At 64.9% G+C, this 17,531-nt stretch carries 16 protein-coding genes; 6 read left to right on the top strand and 10 right to left on the bottom strand.

From position 1 onward, the window contains the following. Positions 1-4: 4 nt before the first annotated feature. Complete coding sequence (locus tag J7655_RS17760; RefSeq protein ID WP_106733470.1) at positions 5-460, bottom strand: GNAT family N-acetyltransferase; 456 nt, start codon at positions 458-460, stop codon at positions 5-7. Between the two features lie 248 nt (positions 461-708). Here J7655_RS17760 and mpl point away from each other — a divergent pair, with 248 nt between their 5' ends. Genes mpl through J7655_RS17745 form a run of 3 tightly spaced genes read left to right on the top strand, consistent with a single transcriptional unit; the run spans position 709 to position 2,983 of the window. Further along, a complete protein-coding gene (gene mpl, locus J7655_RS17755) occupies positions 709-2,064 on the top strand; it encodes a UDP-N-acetylmuramate:L-alanyl-gamma-D-glutamyl-meso-diaminopimelate ligase (RefSeq protein ID WP_230925566.1) in 1,356 nt (451 codons plus the stop codon). Then, positions 2,065-2,694, top strand: a complete 630-nt coding sequence (ubiX, locus tag J7655_RS17750) for a flavin prenyltransferase UbiX (RefSeq protein WP_230925565.1) — start codon at positions 2,065-2,067, stop codon at positions 2,692-2,694. After that, on the top strand, positions 2,687-2,983 hold the full coding sequence (locus J7655_RS17745; RefSeq protein ID WP_230925564.1) for a YceK/YidQ family lipoprotein: 297 nt from the start codon (positions 2,687-2,689) through the stop codon (positions 2,981-2,983). Before ubiX ends, J7655_RS17745 begins: the two co-directional genes overlap by 8 nt. A 214-nt stretch (positions 2,984-3,197) precedes the next feature. Here the strand turns inward: J7655_RS17745 and J7655_RS17740 are convergent, their stop codons facing one another. Further along, a complete protein-coding gene (locus tag J7655_RS17740) occupies positions 3,198-3,677 on the bottom strand; it encodes a YbaK/EbsC family protein (RefSeq protein ID WP_147810360.1) in 480 nt (159 codons plus the stop codon). On the opposite strand from J7655_RS17740, the gene J7655_RS17735 reads away from it, so the two are divergent. Further along, on the top strand, positions 3,676-3,837 hold the full coding sequence (locus J7655_RS17735; RefSeq protein WP_230925563.1) for a hypothetical protein: 162 nt from the start codon (positions 3,676-3,678) through the stop codon (positions 3,835-3,837). The two genes, J7655_RS17740 and J7655_RS17735, sit on opposite strands and share 2 nt — an antisense overlap. A 5-nt stretch (positions 3,838-3,842) precedes the next feature. Here the strand turns inward: J7655_RS17735 and J7655_RS17730 are convergent, their stop codons facing one another. The 5 genes from J7655_RS17730 to J7655_RS17710 all read right to left on the bottom strand — a co-directional run bounded on the left by J7655_RS17730 (position 3,843) and on the right by J7655_RS17710 (position 11,131). Then, complete coding sequence (locus tag J7655_RS17730) at positions 3,843-4,709, bottom strand: MBL fold metallo-hydrolase (protein WP_230925562.1); 867 nt, start codon at positions 4,707-4,709, stop codon at positions 3,843-3,845. Positions 4,710-4,747: 38 nt separating this feature from the next. After that, positions 4,748-5,926: an acetyl-CoA C-acetyltransferase gene (locus J7655_RS17725; RefSeq protein ID WP_230925561.1), complete on the bottom strand. Its 1,179-nt coding sequence runs from the start codon at positions 5,924-5,926 to the stop codon at positions 4,748-4,750. A 281-nt stretch (positions 5,927-6,207) separates the two neighbouring features. Beyond that, on the bottom strand, positions 6,208-7,980 hold the full coding sequence (locus J7655_RS17720; protein WP_230925560.1) for an acyl-CoA dehydrogenase C-terminal domain-containing protein: 1,773 nt from the start codon (positions 7,978-7,980) through the stop codon (positions 6,208-6,210). Positions 7,981-8,037: 57 nt separating this feature from the next. After that, a complete protein-coding gene (locus J7655_RS17715) occupies positions 8,038-9,411 on the bottom strand; it encodes a solute carrier family 23 protein (protein ID WP_230925559.1) in 1,374 nt (457 codons plus the stop codon). A gap of 100 nt (positions 9,412-9,511) precedes the next feature. Then, positions 9,512-11,131 (bottom strand): acyl-CoA synthetase, encoded by a 1,620-nt coding sequence (locus J7655_RS17710; protein WP_230925558.1) that lies wholly within the window; start codon positions 11,129-11,131, stop codon positions 9,512-9,514. A gap of 141 nt (positions 11,132-11,272) precedes the next feature. On the opposite strand from J7655_RS17710, the gene J7655_RS17705 reads away from it, so the two are divergent. Both J7655_RS17705 and J7655_RS17700 read left to right on the top strand, forming a co-directional pair. Beyond that, complete coding sequence (locus tag J7655_RS17705) at positions 11,273-13,198, top strand: sensor histidine kinase (RefSeq protein WP_230925557.1); 1,926 nt, start codon at positions 11,273-11,275, stop codon at positions 13,196-13,198. 30 nt (positions 13,199-13,228) lie between these two features. Then, positions 13,229-13,867, top strand: a complete 639-nt coding sequence (locus J7655_RS17700) for a response regulator transcription factor (RefSeq protein WP_230925556.1) — start codon at positions 13,229-13,231, stop codon at positions 13,865-13,867. Positions 13,868-13,871: 4 nt separating this feature from the next. Here the strand turns inward: J7655_RS17700 and J7655_RS17695 are convergent, their stop codons facing one another. The 3 genes from J7655_RS17695 to J7655_RS17685 all read right to left on the bottom strand — a co-directional run bounded on the left by J7655_RS17695 (position 13,872) and on the right by J7655_RS17685 (position 17,528). Beyond that, on the bottom strand, positions 13,872-16,460 hold the full coding sequence (locus tag J7655_RS17695) for an EAL domain-containing protein (protein WP_230925555.1): 2,589 nt from the start codon (positions 16,458-16,460) through the stop codon (positions 13,872-13,874). Between the two features lie 108 nt (positions 16,461-16,568). After that, positions 16,569-17,180, bottom strand: coding sequence for a class I SAM-dependent methyltransferase (locus J7655_RS17690; RefSeq protein ID WP_230925554.1), 612 nt, complete (start codon positions 17,178-17,180; stop codon positions 16,569-16,571). 3 nt (positions 17,181-17,183) lie between these two features. Then, complete coding sequence (locus J7655_RS17685; RefSeq protein ID WP_230925553.1) at positions 17,184-17,528, bottom strand: DUF5629 family protein; 345 nt, start codon at positions 17,526-17,528, stop codon at positions 17,184-17,186. Positions 17,529-17,531 lie beyond the last annotated feature (3 nt).

Below are 17,531 nucleotides of genomic sequence, written 5' to 3'. Positions count from 1 at the left end.
TGGCTCAGTCGACGTTGATCGGCAGCACGTAGTTCTTGAATTGCTCGTCCTCGACGAAGCCGATGGACTCGTAGACTTTCTGCGCCACTTCGTTGTCGCGGCTGGTGGCTACGCGCATGCGCACGGCGTTGGTGTCCTTGGCCATCTGTTTGGCCGTGTGCAGCAGACGGTCGGCCACCAGTTGGCGGCGAGCGTCTTCGGCTACATAAATGTCGTTGAGAATCCACACGCGTTTGAGCGACAGCGAGGAATAGCTGGGGTAGAGCTGGCAGAAGCCGAGCAGCTTGTCTTCGTCGTCGGCCAGGGCCAGGTAGATCACCGACTCCTTGCGGCGCAGGCGCTTCTCGAGAAACTTGCGCGACGACTCGGGGTAGGGCAGCTCGTTGTAGAACTCGCGGTATTTGACGAACAGCGGGGTCAACAGATCCAGGTGCTCCAGGGTGGCTTGGACGATGCGCATGGTGGGCCTCGGCTTCTCTTTGTGGTGGGCAGCAGCGGCGATGCAGCTGTATATGCCAGCGACTCGGTCGATGCTGCCTCAAAGCCAGTTGAATGCGCAATCCAAGCAAGCGTTTGATTTTTACCGGCCGGGCAACTTGGTTTTCGCGTCCTGGTCTGAACAGGGCGCAGCAGCCGCCCGTCGGACGCTGTGCTAACCTGCCGCCATCGCGTTAAGCCCGGTGAATAGGGCACCTCAAGAGGTCATTCATGCATATCCATATTCTCGGCATCTGCGGCACCTTCATGGGTTCGCTCGCGGTGCTGGCCAAGGAGCTTGGCCACCGCGTCACCGGCTCCGATGCCAACGTTTACCCGCCCATGAGCACGCAATTGGAGGCTCAGGGCATCGAGCTGATGCAGGGCTATGACCCCGCGCACTTGCAGCCGGCGCCGGATCTGGTGGTGGTGGGCAACGCCATGAGTCGTGGTAATCCCGCCGTCGAATACGTACTGAACAAGGGCTTGCCCTATGTATCCGGCCCGCAGTGGCTGGCTGACCACGTGCTGCAGGGCCGTTGGGTGATGGCGGTGGCCGGCACCCATGGTAAGACCAGCAGTTCCAGCATGCTGGCCTGGGTGCTGGAGCACGCCGGCATGGCGCCAGGCTTTCTGATCGGCGGTGTGCCGCAGAACTTCGGCATTTCCGCGCGCCTGGGCGAGACACCCTTCTTCGTGGTCGAGGCCGACGAGTACGACAGCGCCTTTTTCGACAAGCGCAGCAAGTTCGTCCACTACCGTCCGCGCACGGCGATCCTCAATAACCTGGAATTCGATCACGCAGACATCTTCCCGGATCTGGCTGCTATCGAGCGGCAGTTCCACCATCTGGTGCGGATCATTCCCAGCGAAGGCCTGGTCATCCACCCGGCCAGCGAAACCGCGTTGGCGCGGGTGATCGAGATGGGCTGCTGGACGCCCGTGCAGACCACTGGTGAAGGTGGCCAGTGGCAGGCGCGTTTGCTCAGCGCCGATGGCTCGCGCTTCGAGGTGAGCTTCGACGGCAAGGTCGAGGGTACCGTGGAGTGGAACCTGACCGGCCAACACAACGTCGCCAACGCCCTGGCCGTACTCGCTGCGGCGCGCCATGTCGGCGTGGTGCCGGCGCTGGGCATCGAGGCGCTGGGCCGGTTCGTCAACGCCAAGCGGCGCATGGAGAAGGTCGCCGAGGTCAATGGCGTGACCATTTTCGATGATTTCGCCCACCACCCCACGGCCATCGCTACCACGCTCGACGGCCTGCGCAAGCGTGTCGGCGACGATACCCAGGTGATTGCGGTGATCGAGCCGCGCTCCAACTCGATGAAGCTCGGTGCGCACCGTGACGGTCTGGCCGAATCGGCCGGGCAGGCCGATGCGGTGTTCTGGTATGCGCCGCCGAATCTCGGCTGGGACCTGGCCGCCACCGTGGCGCAGGCGCCGAACCCGACGCGCGTGTGCGACTCGCTGGAGTCGATCATCGACGGCGTGAAGGCGCTGGTGCGACCGGGTACGCAGGTGGTGGTCATGAGCAACGGCGGTTTTGGCGGTTTGCACGGCAAGCTGGCCGCTGCACTGGAGGGTTGAATGTCAGGTCCGGAACGCATAACGCTGGCGATGACCGGCGCCTCGGGCGCGCAATACGGCCTGCGCCTGCTCGATTGTCTGGTGCAGGAAGAACGCGAGGTTCATTTCCTGATTTCCAAGGCGGCACAACTGGTGATGGCCACCGAAACCGACGTGGCGCTGCCGGCCAAGCCGCAGGCCATGGCGCAGTTTCTTACCGAGTACACCGGTGCGGCGGCGGGGCAGATCCGCGTCTATGGCAAGGAAGACTGGATGGCCCCGGCCGCTTCCGGCTCCGGCGCGCCAACGGCCATGGTGGTGGTGCCGTGCAGCACCGGCACCTTGTCGGCCATCGCTAGCGGTGCCTGCAACAACCTGATCGAGCGTGCCGCCGACGTAGCGCTGAAGGAGCGTCGCCAGTTAATCGTGGTGCCGCGCGAGGCGCCGTATTCGAGTATCCATCTGGAAAACATGCTCAAGCTGTCGAATCTGGGCGTGACCATCCTGCCGGCTTCGCCCGGCTTCTATCACCAGCCGCAGACGCTGGATGATCTGGTGGACTTCGTTGTCGCGCGCATCCTCAATTGCCTGAACATCCCGCAGGACATGCTGCCGCGCTGGGGCGAGCATCATGTGGTGTCGGATGACTAACTCCGTGCGGCTGTTCGTTTGCGCTGTGGCGCTGCTGAGCCTGAGCGGCTGTGCCACGGTGCGCACGCTGGATGCGGCCAAGCCCGGTGCGCCGGTGGTTTACGCCGGTACGCGGCTGGATTGGTACACGATCAATGGCGGCTGCTGCCCGCTGGATCGTTTCGGCGCCGAGGCACCGCGTTACGCGGGGCTGGATCTGCCGGCCAGCGCGCTGCTCGATACCCTGCTGTTGCCGTTCTCGCTGGCCACCGCGCTGGGCTTCAGCCTAGGCGTCAGCGGCGGGTTGTAGGCCAACGAGATACGCCACTTTCTGATAACTGGCCCCGGATTGCATCCGGGCTACGGAAGGCTGCGGTGTCTGGAAATCTGTAGCCCGGATGCAACCCGAGATGGTGCCAGGGCGCCGTAGGGTGCGCTGTGCGCACCGGTTTTTGGGGGCGGTGCGTAGCCTGGAGTTAATCCGCAAACGCCCCGGGGCGCGGGGTGCACCCGACGTCGCCCGTTCAGCAGGTTGCCGTTTCCACTTCCTGGCACACGTCGATCCACTCGGCACCGACCAGTTCGGCCATGCGCTGCGGGGCGATGCGTACCGCGCTGTGGGTGGCGCCGGCCGCTGGCAGCACTTCATCGAAAGCCAGCAGCGAGCGGTCGCAGTAGACGCTCAGGGGCGTGGCCAGGCCGAATGGGCAAACGCCGCCGACCGGATGGCTGGTCAGTTCGACCACCGTTTGCGCATCGAGCATGCGTGCCTTGGTGCCAAAGCATTCCTTCATCTTGCGATTGTCGATGCGCGCATCGCCACGGGCGACGATCAGCACGTCACGCTCGGCGATGCGGAAGGCCAGGGTTTTGGCGATCTGCCCTGGCGCCACGCCATGCGCTTCGGCCGCCAGCGCCACGGTGGCGGTGCTGGTCTGCAATTCGATGATCGTGATGTCGGGCGCCTTGGCGGCGAAGAAGGCGCGTACAGAGGCCAGGCTCATGAAGCGATTCCCCCAGGGCTGTCGAGGTGGGTACGGCACCACGGCCAGTCTCACGCTGGCCAGGCACAACCCCCTCCTTGGGGATGCTGGTGTGGTCGTGACCACGGCGAAAAAACAAGCGGCCATGCTCGCGCTGCATGGCCGGCTCGTCAAGGGCTGATGGCGTCAGTTTGCCAGCAGATGCGCTGCTTTTACCGCTGCATCGAGCCCGTAGCGGCCTTTTGCGTCTCGCGTTACCCGACCCATGGCCACGTCCGGGTCGTGGGTGAATACCAGCCGGCCGCCGCGAGCATGCAGGTCGCTCAGCAGTGCTTCCTTCTCCTCGATCAGGCCTTCGGGGAAGCGGTCGTAGCCCATGGTGATCGGCAGGTGCACCCAGGGTGCGCCGGGAATCAGGTCGCCGGGAAACACCACCGGCCCGCCCGGCATGGCCACTTCCGGCAGCAACTGGCCGGGCGTGTGGCCGTCGCTCCAGTGCAGGCGCCAGTCGCTACCGAGCAATTCGCAGTGCTCGGTTTCATCGATCAGATGCAGGCGTCCGCTTGCCTCCAGCAGAGCCAGTAGTTCCGGGATATAGGAGGCCTTATCGCGGGCGTGTGGCGTGCAGGCTCGCTGCCACTGACGTCGACCGGTGACGAAGCGCGCGTTGGGAAACAGCAGGCGTGCCGGCTCGCCATCCTGCCAGGCGGCGAGCAGGCCGCCGGCGTGGTCGAAGTGCAGGTGGGTGAGCACGACGATATCGATATCGGCATCGCTCAAACCGACCTTCGCCAGTTCGTCGAGCAGCACGTGCTGGTCTTCCTGCACGCCGAAGCGCTGCTTCAGCTCGGGGCTGAAGAAGGCGCCGATACCGGTTTCCACCAGGATGTTGCGCGCGTCTTCCTGCACCAGCAGGGCGCGGCAGCCGAGGTCGATGCGGTTCAGTTCGTCGGCCGGCATCCAGCGTTGCCAGAGGGCCTTGGGCGCGTTGCCGAACATGGCGCCGCCATCGAGTTTCTGGCTGTTGCCGGTCAGGGTGGTCAGGGTTCGCATGGGGATTCTCTTGTTCTTGTGCAGTGGCGGCGATTGTTTCAGCGTTCGATGGCCAAGGCCACACCCTGGCCGCCACCGATGCACAGGGTGGCCAGGCCACGGCGGGCATCGCGACGCTGCATTTCGTGCACCAGGCTGACCAGGATGCGGCAGCCGGAGGCGCCGATGGGGTGGCCGAGGGCGATGGCACCGCCGTTGACGTTGACCTTGGCACTGTCCCAATGCAGCTCGCGGCCAACGGCGATGGCCTGGGCGGCGAAGGCTTCGTTGGCCTCGATCAGGTCGAGCTGTTCCAGGCTCCAGCCGGCACGCTCCAGCGCCTTGCAGCTGGCGAATACCGGGCCGATGCCCATCACTGCCGGGTCGACCCCGGCGCTGGCGTGGGCGGCGATACGGGCCAGCACCGGCAGTTGCAGCTCGGCGGCTTTCTCGGCGCTCATCAGCAGCACAGCGGCGGCGCCATCGTTGAGCGTCGAGGCGTTGCCGGCAGTTACCGTGCCGTCATTCTTGAACGCCGGGCGCAGCTTGCCCAGGCTATCCAGGCTGGTGCCGGCGCGCGGTTGTTCGTCCTGGGCAAAACGCAGCGGCTCGGCACCGCGCTGGGGAATGTCCAGCGGGACGATCTCATCGGCGAAGCGACCGGCCTCGATGGCGGCCTGGGCGCGCTGTTGCGAGCGCAGGGCGAAGGCGTCCTGTTCGGCACGGGTGACGCCGTACTGCTCGGCCAGGTTCTCGGCGGTGATACCCATGTGGTAGTTGTTGAAAGCGTCCCACAGGCCGTCCTGAATCATGGTGTCGACCAGTTGCGCATGGCCCATGCGCAGGCCGCTGCGGGCGCCGGGCATGACGTAGGGCGCCAGGCTCATGTTCTCCTGGCCGCCGGCAATGATGATCTCGGCATCGCCGCCACGAATGGCCTGCGCGCCGAGAATCACCGCCTTGAGGCCGGAGCCGCAGACCTTGTTCAGGGTCATGGCCGGTACCGTGTGCGGCAGGCCGGCGAGCAACACGCTCTGCCGCGCCGGGTTCTGCCCGCTGCCTGCGGTGAGCACCTGGCCGAGGATCACTTCGTCGACCTGCTCACCCTCGATTCCCGTGCGGGCCAGCAGTTCACGGATCACCGCCGCGCCCAGTTGTGGCGCGGGAATGCGGCTCAACGCACCCTGAAAGCTGCCGATGGCGGTACGGCAGGCAGCGACGATTACGACTTCACGCATAAGGGCTCCTCGTCGGCTGGGCAGGGGCCAGCCGAGGCTCGAATAAAAAAGCGCGGCGCCGAAGCGCCGCGCAACACGCTCAACCTTGTGGAACCGCCGATTCGGCGGTGGCGGGTTGCACCCGCCCTACGTTTAAAACTGCTCGGCAGTCAGGCCATACAACGACTGGCTGCCGGCGCGAATGCTCGCTTCCAGACTACGGTCTTGTAGGGTGGGCTTTAGCCCACGCGGCTGTTCGGTCCACCCCATGAGCTCCGGCACAGATAACGCAGACACAGTCTTCAAAATTGCTCGGCAGCCAGACCATAAAGCGGCTGGCTACCACCCCGAATGCTCGCCTCCAGGCCCAGGGTGCGCGGCAGCAGGCGGGCGAAGAAGAACTCGGCGGTGGCGAGCTTGCCGCCGTAGAAGGCTTCATCCTCTGCCTGCTTGTTCTGCGCCACTGCGGCCATGCGTGCCCACATGTAGGCGTAGGCGACGTAGCCGAACAGGTGCAGGTACTCCACCGAGGCGGCGCCGACCGAGTTCGGGTCAACCTTGGCCTGCTCCAGCAGCCAGCCGCTGACCGCTTCCAGGCGTTCCAGCGCTTCCACCAGGCGATCACCGAAGGGCGATTCATGGGCATGGGCGAAGTCACGGACTTCGCTGGCGAACAGGCGCAGCGCGGCACCGCCGTTGGCTACTACCTTGCGCCCGAGCAGATCGAGCGCCTGGATGCCGTTGGTGCCTTCGTAGATCTGCGCGATGCGCACGTCACGCACCAGTTGTTCCTGGCCCCATTCGCGGATATAGCCATGGCCGCCGAACACCTGCTGGCCGTGCACGCAGCTTTCCAGCCCGGTGTCGGTGAAGAAGGCCTTGGCCACCGGAGTCAGCAGGGCGACCAGCGCTTCGGCGTTCTGCCGCTCGCTGGCGTCCTCGGCGTACTTGGCCAGATCGAGCTGCTGGCCAACGTAGCAGGCGAAGGCACGACCGCCTTCGTTCAGTGCCTTCATGGTCAGCAGCATGCGGCGCACGTCGGCGTGCACAATGATCGGGTCGGCGATCTTGTCCTGATTGACCGGACCAGTGGCGGCGCGGCTCTGGATACGTTCACGGGCGTAGGCCACCGCCGACTGGTAGGACGCCTCGGCGCAGCCGATGCCCTGGATGCCGATGGACAGGCGCTCGTAGTTCATCATGGTGAACATCGCCGCCAGGCCCTTGTTGACCTCACCGATCAGGTAGCCGGTGGCGCCGTCGAAATTCATCACGCAGGTGGCTGAGGCCTTGATGCCCATCTTGTGCTCGATGGAGCCGCAGCTTACGGCGTTGCGCTCGCCGAGGCTGCCATCGGCGTTGACCATTACCTTGGGTACCAGAAACAGCGAGATGCCCTTCGGCCCGGCCGGCGCGTCCGGCAGTTTGGCCAGCACCAGGTGGATGATGTTCTCGGTCAGATCCTGCTCGCCACCGGTGATAAAGATCTTGCTGCCAGTGACCTTGTAGCTGCCATCGGCCTGTGGCTCTGCCTTGGTTCTGATGATGCCCAGGTCGGTGCCGGCATGGGCCTCGGTCAGGCACATGGAGCCGGCCCAGCGGCCTTCGTACATTGGCGGTAGATAGGTGGTTTTCAACGCTTCGCTGGCGTGGGCATCGATGGCCAGGCAGGCGCCGGAACTCAGTGCCGAATACAGCGCGAAGCTGGAGCCGGCGGCGTAGAGCATTTCCTCGAAGGCCACGGCGAGCATCTTGGGCATGCCCATGCCGCCGTACTCTGGGTTGCCGGACAGGCCGACCCAGCCGCCTTCGATATATGTGGCGTAGGCCTCGCGGAAACCGGTCGGGGTACGCACGTCGCCGCCTTCCCACTGCGCGCCTTCCTCGTCGCCGCTGCGATTGAGCGGGGCGATCAGATTGCCGGTGACCTTGGCCGCCTCTTCGAGGATGGCATCGGCGGTGTCGGCATCGACGGTGTCCGCCAGGGCCGGCAGGCGTGCCCACAGGCTCGGCGCCTGGAACACGTCATGGAGGACGAAGCGCATGTCGCGCAGCGGGGCGTTGAATTCGGGCATGGTGCAACCTCGACAGCAGGGGCGCCGCGACAAGCGCGGCGCATGGAACGAAAGGTGTCAGTCGGCTTCGGTCGTCTCGCGCCGCTGGTCTTTGACACTGGTGAATTTAAGCAGATGGGTGCGCTCGACCAGGATGTACAGCGCCGCGCCTGCGGCCAGGCCCCAGCCCGCGCCGTAGACGGCGAGCACCACACCCATGGTGCCGGCGATGCCACGTTCGGTGTTGTTGTTCAGTTGTTCGAAGCCGACCATCAGGCAGATGTAGCCGGTCAGGATCAGCGTCAGCGACAGGGCAATCGGCAGCACCGGCTGGAAGAAACTGACCAGCGGCAGCATGAACAGCGCGGCGAAGCCAGTGATCCAGAAGGTGCCGGCGCCGCTGTAGATCGAGTCCATCGCCTTGCGCCCGTACTTGTAGCGTTCGGCCATGGTCGCCGCCACGGCTGTCCACAGCGGGCCGGCCAGGCCCGGGTAGGGCGCGAAGAAGGCGTGCAGGGCGTTGCGGATGGCGGTGACCAGGTGGATGCGGTCGACGTTGTTTTCGATCACCTCGTCGGTGCGCAGCTCATCGGCGCGCTGCATCAGCGACTGGCCGACGATGATGTCGCCGAAGGCGATCACATAGGCGATCACTGCGGTGGGCACGGCCAGCAGGAACACGTCGAGGCTGGGGAAGCCGACGTTGAACGGCAGGTAGTTCCACATCTCGCCGAAGGCCGGCGCGGTGATGCCCCATTTCAAATCCGGCATCTTGTACTCGCCCACGGCGATGCCGATGAAGATGGCGATCAGCATGCCCGGCACCATGCCGTAGTTGACGATCTTGCGGGCGAAGGGCACGCGCTCGGTCAGGCCCTTGAACGACACTGAGAACATCAGGTACAGGCAGATCAGACTGCCCAGCACCAGGGAGATCGGCGTGTTGGCCAGACGGCCGCCGGCGCTGATTTCGCCCATCAGCGCGGCGATACCGGCACCGATGATGATGCCGCCCTTCATCGAGTTGGGGATCAGTCGCACCAGGACACTGCCCAGGCGGGTGACGCCGAGGAACAGGAAGATCACGAACACCAGAAACTGCAGGGCGAACAGCGCCTGAATGGCCGCAGGGCCCGGCTCGTAGTTGCCGAGAAACAGCAGCACCACGGGGATGCCGGGGGTGATCCAACCCGGCACCAGCGGCACACCGAGCAGCGCCGGCAGCATGAAGCCGATGCCGCACACCACTACATAGGCCAGGGCCACGTCATAGGGCAGGCCGAGGTATTTCTCCAGCAGCGGGATCATCGCCAGGCTGACCACGAACATGATCAGCGCCTGCAGCATCTCGGCGGTTTCCCAGCGGTAATGCACGAAGGGTAGACGCACCTTGAACGGACCGAAGGGCCAGTAAGGTTGTTCGTCGCCGTCACGGCGCTTGAAAATTTGCATGAAGGTTCTCCGTCGGCCGCCAGGGCCGGTTCTTGTTGTTGTGAAAACGGTTCATTCACCCCTCTCCCTGCGGGAGAGGGGCCGGGGGTGAGGGCCGCTTCTACAGCGCCTTGGCCATATCGCGCAGGACGAACTTCTGGATCTTGCCGGTGCTGGTCTTCGGCAGCTGGGTGAAGACCACGGTCTTGGGCACCTTGAAGCCGGCCAGGTGCTCGCGGCAGAAGGTCATGATCTCGCTGTCGCTGGCCTGCTGGCCGGTCTTCAGGGTGATGAAGGCGCAGGGCGTCTCGCCCCATTTCTCGTCCGGGCGGGCGACCACGGCCGCTTCCAGCACCGCCGGGTGGCGATAGAGCACGCCCTCGACCTCGATGGTGGAGATGTTCTCGCCGCCGGAGATGATGATGTCCTTGAGACGATCGCGGATTTCCACGTAGCCATCGGCGTGGCACACACCGAGGTCGCCAGTGTGGAACCAGCCGCCCTCGAAGGCCTCGGCGGTGGCGCTGGGGTTCTTCAGGTAGCCCTTCATCACGGTGTTGCCGCGCATGAAGATCTCGCCGATGGTCTGGCCGTCACGCGGCACCGGCTCGAGGGTTTTCGGGTCGGCGACCATCACCCCTTCCAGGGTCGGGTAGCGCACGCCCTGGCGCGCCTTGATGGTGGCGCGTTCTTCCAGCGGCAGTTCGTCCCATTCGGCGTGCCAGGCGCACAGGGTCACCGGGCCGTAGACCTCGGTCAGGCCGTAGACGTGGGTCACGGCGATGCCCATTTCCTCTACCGCGCCGATCACCTTGGCGGGTGGCGCGGCGCCGGCGACCATGGCCTTGACCGGATGGTCGATGGCTGCCTTGGCCTCGGCCGGCATGTTCACCAGGGCGTTGAGCACGATGGGTGCGCCGCACAGGTGGGTGACCTGCTCGTCGCGGATCAGGGTGAGGATCTTCGCCGGGTCGACGCGGCGCAGGAACACATGCACGCCCGCCAGGGCGGTGATCGTCCAGGGGTAGCACCAGCCGTTGCAGTGGAACATCGGCAACGTCCACAGGTAGACCGGGTGGTTGCCCATGTTCCAGGTCATCTGGTTGCCCATGGCGTTGAGGAAGGCGCCACGGTGGTGATAGACCACGCCCTTGGGGTTGCCGGTGGTGCCGGAGGTGTAGTTGAGGCTGATGGCCTGCCACTCGTCTTCCGGCCACTGCCAGGCAAATTCCGGGTCGCCTTCGGCGAGGAAGGCCTCGTAGTCTAGATCGCTGACTGCCTGGCCTTCGCCGTACTCGGGGTCGTCGACGTCGATCACCAGCGGCGGGTGATCGAGCATGCCGATGGCGGCGTGGATCACATCGAAGAACTCGCGGTCGGCGATCACCACCTTGGCTTCGCCGTGCTGCAGCATGAAGGAGATGGCTTCGGCATCCAGGCGCACGTTGAGGGTGTTGAGCACCGCGCCGATCATTGGCACGCCGAAATGCACTTCGAGCATCGCCGGGATGTTCGGCAGCATCACCGCCACCGTGTCGCCCTGTCCGATGCCACGGCCGGCCAGGGCCGAGGCCAGGCGCCGGCAGCGCGCGTAGGTCTCGGCCCAGTTACGGCGAATCGAGCCATGCACCACCGCCGGGTAGTGCGGGTAGACCGCCGCCGTACGCTCGATGAAGCTCAGGGGGCTGAGGGCAACATGGTTGACGGCGGCGCGGCCGAGGCCCTGCTCGTAGATCGACATGGCGGATACACCTTTGGCTGATTGTTAGCTCTGGTTATTCCGGTAATGATGCAGGCATTACCGAAGCTTGCTGGCGGCAATTTATAGGTCATTTCTATTTTTTATGGAAGTTGTACCAAGGTTTTATAGAATAATTACTATATGAATATCGACGCTCATCTTTCCGCTGTTCCCCTGCAGTCCTGGCTGCGCATCCAGCGTGAGGCACCGCCGCTGGGGGTGCGTGCCGAGGCGTTGCGCCAGGCCTTGCTGGGGTGCCCGCAGGTGCGCCAGGCCTGGTACCTCACCTGGCAGCCGGCCAGTCGCACCTATGCCCAGGTCGATGACGGCCCGCGCCTGCCACCCGGCATGGGCGATCCGCTGGAAGCCAGTGACGAGACACTGTTCACCGCGCTTGGCGTGCAGGCCAGCCTGACCTTCGACGCCCTGCGCCAGCTACCGTGCTGGCTGGCCGGGCGTTTGCGTCGTGCCGCGCTGCATCATGGCCAGGCGCTGGCCCTGCAACTGCAGCCTGGCCAACCGGGCGTGCTGCTGTTGCAGGTCGACGAGGCGGCCGGGCTGGAGTGGCTGCCCTGGTTGCGCGAGCTGCTGCTGCAGATGGTCGAGCTGGCCTCGGGACTGGCGCGCAGCGCACCGCTTCTGTCGGCCGACCCGCAGCCGGCGCTGCTGCTCGACGCCGAGGCGCGTCTGCTGGAGAGCAACGCGGCGTTGCAGGGGCTGCTCGGTGAGCGCGCGCTGGCGCAGGTGGGCGAGTTGCTGCCGGTCAATCATCTGCCGCTGGTGCGCGCCTGCCTGGAGCAGGCACGGGCCATCGAGGCCGTGGAGGCACAGGACGGCGCGCGCATCCTGATCTGGAGCTTCATCCCCGATGTGACAGAGCAGCGGGTGCTGGCGCGTTGCCGTGAGGCCACCCGCGAAGTCCTTGAGCAGCGCGAGGCGACGCGCGCCCGGCGGCTGTATCGGCTGATCACCGAGAACACCACCGACCTGATTTCCCGGCATACCCCGGATGGCGTGTTTCTCGACGCCACACCCGCCAGCTGGACATTGCTCGGCTATTGGCCGGAAGAGCTGCGTGGCATGGCCGTCGACAGCCTGCTGCATCCGCAGGATCAGTTGCAGCAGGCCAAGCAGGCGCGCGAAGCACTGGAGCAGGACGGCTACCACACCATGACCTATCGCATCCGGCATCGCGACGGGCGCTATCTCTGGTTCGAGACCGCCAGCCGCGCGATTCGCGAGACCTACACCGGCGCGGTGGTGGAGGTGGTCAGCGTGTCGCGTGACATCAGTGCACGCATCCAGGCCGAGGAAAACAAGCGCCGCCTGGAGGACGAGCTGGCGCATACCACGCGGCTGATCACCCTGGGTGAACTGGCTTCGGGCATCGCCCACGAGATCAATCAGCCGCTGGCGGCAGTGGTCAACTACGCCAGCGCCAGCCAGCGCTACCTGCAGGGCGTCGGCGGCGATCAGGCCGCTGTCGACAAGGTGGCGCAGGGGCTGGCGCGTATCACCGAGCACGCCAACCACGCCTCGGCCGTGATCAGGCGCCTGCGCGCCTTCCTGCGCAAGGGGCAGCGGCGCATGCAGGCGCTGAACCTGGCCGAGGTGGCGCGCGAAGCGGTGCGCCTGTGCAACTGGGAAGCGGGCGCGGCGCAGGTGGTGGTCAGCGACGGCTTGCCGGACAATCTGCCGGCGGTATTCGCCGACCGCGTGTTGCTCGAACAGGTGTTGCTCAACCTGCTGCGCAATGCCATCGAGGCCAACCGTGATCAACATTCGGGTGCGCCATCGCAGATTCGTCTGCAGGCGCAGGAGCGTGACGGCAACCTGATCATCCAGGTCATCGATGAGGGGCCGGGCGTCAGCGACGAACAACTGGGCAAGCTGTTCACGCCCTTTTACACCAGCAAGGTCGATGGTCTGGGGCTTGGGCTGTCCATGAGTCGCAGCATCGTCGAGGGCTTTGGCGGTGCGTTGGAGGCATTGCCGGCCGAGGGTGGCGGGCTCTGCCTGGAGTGCCGCTTGCCGCTGGGGCGAGACGATGAGTCGTCGGGCAACTAGCGCCATAACTACAAGAGGAGCTGCATACGGATGCAACAGTTGGTTTATGTGGTCGATGACGATCAGGGCATGCTCGATTCGACGCTCTGGCTGCTGGAGTCGGTAGGGCTGAGCGGTGTGCCCTTCACCAGCGGTCGCGCCTTTCTCGAGGCCTGCGACCGGACGGCCAACGCCTGCGTGTTGCTCGATGTGCGCATGCCGGGCATGGGCGGGTTGAACGTGCAGGAGGAGATGCGTGCACGGGGTATCGACCTGCCGGTGATCTTCGTCAGCGGCCATGCCGACGTGCCCATCGTGGTGCGGGCGTTCAAGGCTGGCGCGTTGGATTTCATCGAGAAACCCTATAACGAGCAACTGCTGCTCGACAGCGTGCAGCAGGCGCTTGCACGTCGCGCGCCGCAGGCCCGGCACGACCCGCGTCTGGTCGAAGTGCAGGCCCGACTCGAGCAACTGACCCCGCGGGAGCGTGACGTGCTGCTGCCACTGGTGCGCGGCTACACCAATCGCGAAGTGGCCGAGCAGCTCGATATCAGCGTGAAGACCGTCGACCTGTACCGCTCGCGGGTGATGAAGCGGATGCAGGCCGAGACCCTGGCCGAACTGGTGGGGATGGTCATCGCTGCCGGGCTGGTCGATGGGCTGGCGCTGCGCGAGCCGGCGCGCACCTGAGCCTTCAGGCGGAGCTCTGGTGCAGGTCGAGGGTGGCTCGACCGTGGGCGCCGATCTGTTCTGCCGCCTGGGGTACGCCGTACAGGTAGCCCTGGAAGTGGCGGCAGCCCAGCTGCAGCAGGGCATCGCGCTGGGCAAGGCTCTCCACGCCTTCGGCGATGACGCGCAACTCCAGCGCCTGGCCCAGGGCGAGGATGGTCCTCACGATGGCAGTATCGCTGGTGTTGTCGAGCAGGTCGTGGACGAAGCTGCGGTCGATTTTCAACTGATCGAGCGGCAGACGCTTGAGGTAGCTGAGCGACGAGTAACCGGTGCCGAAATCATCCAGCGAGAAGCGCACGCCATGGGCCTTGAGTTGCGCCATCTTGTCGATCAGCGCTTCGATATCCTGCACCAACTGGCTTTCGGTCAGCTCCAGCTCCAGCCGCTGCGGATCGGCGCCAGTCTCTTTCACGGCCGTGAGCACATCGCGGACGAAATCCGGGTGATGAACCTGGCGGGCGCTGATGTTGATCGCCACGGTCAGCCCGGCGCGCAGCAGGTCATTGCGCCATGCGGCAAGTTGCCGGCAGGCGGTATGCAGGATCCAGCGGCCCATGGGCAGGATCAACCCGGTATTTTCCGCCAGTGGAATGAAGTCGCCAGGTGGCACCAGGCCGCGTTGCGGATGCTGCCAGCGCACCAGTGCTTCGACGCCCAATAGCTGCCCCTGCGCATTGACTTGTGGTTGGTAATGCAGCAGCAACTGCGCCTCGTTCAGTGCCTGGCGCAGCTCGTGCTCCAGGGTGGCACGGGCCGCCAATGCCTGCTGCATGCGCGGATCGAAGAAGCGCAGCGTGTTACGCCCGGCAGCCTTGGCTTCATACATCGCCAGATCGGCATGCTTGAGCAGTTCCTCAGGTTTGTCGTGAGGCTGGGAAAACAGTGCGACACCGATGCTGGCGCTGCTGCTATGGCTGTGCCCGGGCAGCTCGAATGGCCTGGCCAGGGCGTGCAGCAGTTTGTCCGCGACATGTTCGATGGTGGCGATGGCGGTCTGCGGATCGGGGTCGAGGTTTTCCAGTATCAGCACGAACTCATCGCCGCCCAGGCGCGACAGGTTGTCTTCCCGGCGTATCTGATTGAGCAGACGCTCGCTGACCTGTTGCAGCAGCAGGTCACCCATGTCGTGGCCGAGGGTGTCGTTGAGTTGCTTGAAGTTATCCAGATCGATGAACAGCAGTGCGCCCTCACGTCGACTGCGCGCGCTGCGGGCCAGGGCGAACTGCAGATGTTCGAGCAACAGGCGGCGATTGGGCAGGCCGGTAAGCGCGTCGTAATAGGCGAGTTGATGAATCTGTTCGAGGTTCTTCTTGTGCTCGGTGATGTCGGTGGAGATGCCACACAGCGCATAGATGCTGCCGTCGGCTGCGCGCAACGGCAGCTTCACCGAGAAGTAGGTGCGTTCGTTGCGGCCGTGGCGATCACGGTTGGTTTCCTCGCTTTCGATGCGTTCGCCAGCCAGCACGCGTCGGTCGTTGTTGCCCAGGGCCAGCGCCGTGTCGTTGTCGAAGAAGTCGGCATCGCTATGGCCGATGACCTGCTCGGCGCTGCGGCCGAACAGCTCGCAAACCTTGCGATTGGCGTACTGATAACGCAGTTGCGGGTCCTTGATGTAGATATGCGCCTCGACGCTGTCGAGGATGGTATTGAGGCGCGCCTCGCTGGCCTTGAGGTGGCGGGTCTTGTCCGCGACCTGACGGCGCAGCAGCAGGCTGCCGCCGATGGCCAGCGTCAGCAATATGGCCAGCAGCACCAGCCCCCACCAGAGCAGGGCGGGAGCGTCGCGCGCCGGCGTTTCACCGCGCCAGCGCTGCAGCACCTGAAAGTAGGTGGAGCCGGGCGCGGCCTGCCAGCTTTGCAGGTGTCGGTCGATGGCGCTGAGCAGGTCGGCGTTTTCGCCTTTGCGGGTGGCGTAGAACAGCTGCACCGGCTGGAACATGATCGGTGTGGCGCTCAGGCGGTAGCTGGCGGCGTGGTAGTCACCGAACAGCTGGTTGGCCACCACGGCATCGGCCTGTCCGGCGCGCACCATGGCAAAACCCTGGCTCAGGTCGCTGAGCGCAATCATCTGCGCTTGCAGGCCGAAGCTGTCGAGCAGGCTGTGCAGATACTGGAACTGGATCGAGCCTTCCAGCGCAACGATGCGCAGGCCGCGCAGATCGAGCACGCTCTGCAGGCTCAGGGTCTGGCGGGCGTATAGCTGCGACCAGCTGAACAGCGAAGGTGTTTGATGGAAGTCAATCAGGCGTGCGCGTTCCTCGCTGAAGGCGACGTCCGGTAGCAGGTCGATCTCGCCGTCCTGCAGCAGTTGCAGGCATTGCTGCCAGGCGCAGGGCAGCGTTTGTAGTTGCCAGCGTTCCTCGTTGGCAATCGCCTGCAGCAGTTCACCGAGGATGCCCGAAGGCTGTGCGTTGGCATCGGCAAAGATCTTTGGCTCGTTGGCATAGACGCCAACCTTGACCGTGCGTGCTTCGGCGAAGGTGTTGCAGGCGCAGCACAGCAGGCACGCATACAGCAGCAGGTGAGCGAAACCGGGTGAGGGGAGCTTCATGCGCGCGTCGACGTCCATTCGCAGAATGCCTGCAAGTGTTCTGCAGTATGGCTGTGTATGCCGAGTATGCGAGTTTGCTGAGGTGCTTGGCCGATAGTTACCGCCTGCTCAGTCGGCCCAGCCGCGAAAGACATGGGTCATCGGCCTGGGGCCCTTGAGATAGCCGGTATCCAGTTGGCGGATATGAAAGCCTCCAGCCTCGATCAGTGCGGGTATGTCGCGATCCAGATGGCAGCCGCCGGCCAGCGGTTTCCACAGCGGCGTCAGGCGTTTCTGCCAGCGTAGCACCGGCAGGTCTGGCGCCAGGCCGTGTTCGCAGAAAAGCAGACGTCCGCCAGGCTTGAGCACGCGGCGCATCTCGCGCAGGGCGCCGAGCGCATCGGGGATGGTGCACAGGGTGAAGGTGCAGACGATGTCGTCGAAGCTGGCGCTCTCAGCCTGAATCTGCCCCAGTTCCAGGGCGATCATCTCCACCGGCACCTGGCAGCACGCGGCACGTTCGCGCGCCAGACGCTGCAACTCGGCGGACGGGTCGACGCCAACGACCTTCTCGACCCGCTGTGGATCGTAGAAACTCAGGTTGAGGCCGCTGCCGATACCGATTTCCAGCACACGGCCCTGCGCCAGTGGCACGAGTTGCGAGCGCGCCTTCATCACCGCGCCCATGCCGCAGGCGAAATCGATCAGGTGCGGCAGGATATAGCGGTCATAGACGCGCATGGTTCAGGCTTCGTCTTGCTCGTCGTCGTCCTCATCATTGTCGCCGCGATAGGCGGCGAAGCATTTGAGGGCGTGGCTGGCGTCGTTGCCTGCGATCAGCCAGCTGTCGTCCGCTTCGCTGTAGCGCGCAGCCTGTACCGCAGCCAGGGAGAACGTCCATTGGCGGCGTTCGCGACCATCGATGCAGTGCACCTGCAACAGCGGTTTGGCGGCGCTGTCGCTGCCAGCCGTGCCGGCGCTGATCTGCGCCAGCAGTTCGGTGTCGAGGTCGAACTGCCAGGCATACAGACTGTCGATCTCGAGCATGTCGGCGTCTTGCAGGGCCTCGATCAGGCTTGTCGGTTTCATCGC

It is taken from the genome of Pseudomonas wenzhouensis, from assembly GCF_021029445.1.
GTDB classification, from domain to species: domain Bacteria; phylum Pseudomonadota; class Gammaproteobacteria; order Pseudomonadales; family Pseudomonadaceae; genus Aquipseudomonas; species Aquipseudomonas wenzhouensis.
The sequence above is the reverse complement of the archived record's forward strand: the minus strand, read 5'-3'. Positions and strand labels throughout refer to the sequence as shown.

Excerpts from the sequence above, each read along its gene's own strand:
- J7655_RS17705 (WP_230925557.1), top strand. The coding sequence starts at position 11,273 with ATGAATATCGACGCTCATCTTTCCGCTGTTCCCCTGCAGTCCTGGCTG.
- J7655_RS17715 (WP_230925559.1), bottom strand. The coding sequence starts at position 9,411 with ATGCAAATTTTCAAGCGCCGTGACGGCGACGAACAACCTTACTGGCCC.
- J7655_RS17685 (WP_230925553.1), bottom strand. The coding sequence starts at position 17,528 with ATGAAACCGACAAGCCTGATCGAGGCCCTGCAAGACGCCGACATGCTC.
- J7655_RS17735 (WP_230925563.1), top strand. The coding sequence starts at position 3,676 with ATGAAGCGATTCCCCCAGGGCTGTCGAGGTGGGTACGGCACCACGGCC.
- J7655_RS17710 (WP_230925558.1), bottom strand. The coding sequence starts at position 11,131 with ATGTCGATCTACGAGCAGGGCCTCGGCCGCGCCGCCGTCAACCATGTT.
- ubiX (WP_230925565.1), top strand. The coding sequence starts at position 2,065 with ATGTCAGGTCCGGAACGCATAACGCTGGCGATGACCGGCGCCTCGGGC.
- mpl (WP_230925566.1), top strand. The coding sequence starts at position 709 with ATGCATATCCATATTCTCGGCATCTGCGGCACCTTCATGGGTTCGCTC.
- J7655_RS17730 (WP_230925562.1), bottom strand. The coding sequence starts at position 4,709 with ATGCGAACCCTGACCACCCTGACCGGCAACAGCCAGAAACTCGATGGC.
- J7655_RS17725 (WP_230925561.1), bottom strand. The coding sequence starts at position 5,926 with ATGCGTGAAGTCGTAATCGTCGCTGCCTGCCGTACCGCCATCGGCAGC.
- J7655_RS17745 (WP_230925564.1), top strand. The coding sequence starts at position 2,687 with ATGACTAACTCCGTGCGGCTGTTCGTTTGCGCTGTGGCGCTGCTGAGC.
- J7655_RS17695 (WP_230925555.1), bottom strand. The coding sequence starts at position 16,460 with ATGAAGCTCCCCTCACCCGGTTTCGCTCACCTGCTGCTGTATGCGTGC.
- J7655_RS17720 (WP_230925560.1), bottom strand. The coding sequence starts at position 7,980 with ATGCCCGAATTCAACGCCCCGCTGCGCGACATGCGCTTCGTCCTCCAT.
- J7655_RS17760 (WP_106733470.1), bottom strand. The coding sequence starts at position 460 with ATGCGCATCGTCCAAGCCACCCTGGAGCACCTGGATCTGTTGACCCCG.
- J7655_RS17740 (WP_147810360.1), bottom strand. The coding sequence starts at position 3,677 with ATGAGCCTGGCCTCTGTACGCGCCTTCTTCGCCGCCAAGGCGCCCGAC.
- J7655_RS17690 (WP_230925554.1), bottom strand. The coding sequence starts at position 17,180 with ATGCGCGTCTATGACCGCTATATCCTGCCGCACCTGATCGATTTCGCC.
- J7655_RS17700 (WP_230925556.1), top strand. The coding sequence starts at position 13,229 with ATGCAACAGTTGGTTTATGTGGTCGATGACGATCAGGGCATGCTCGAT.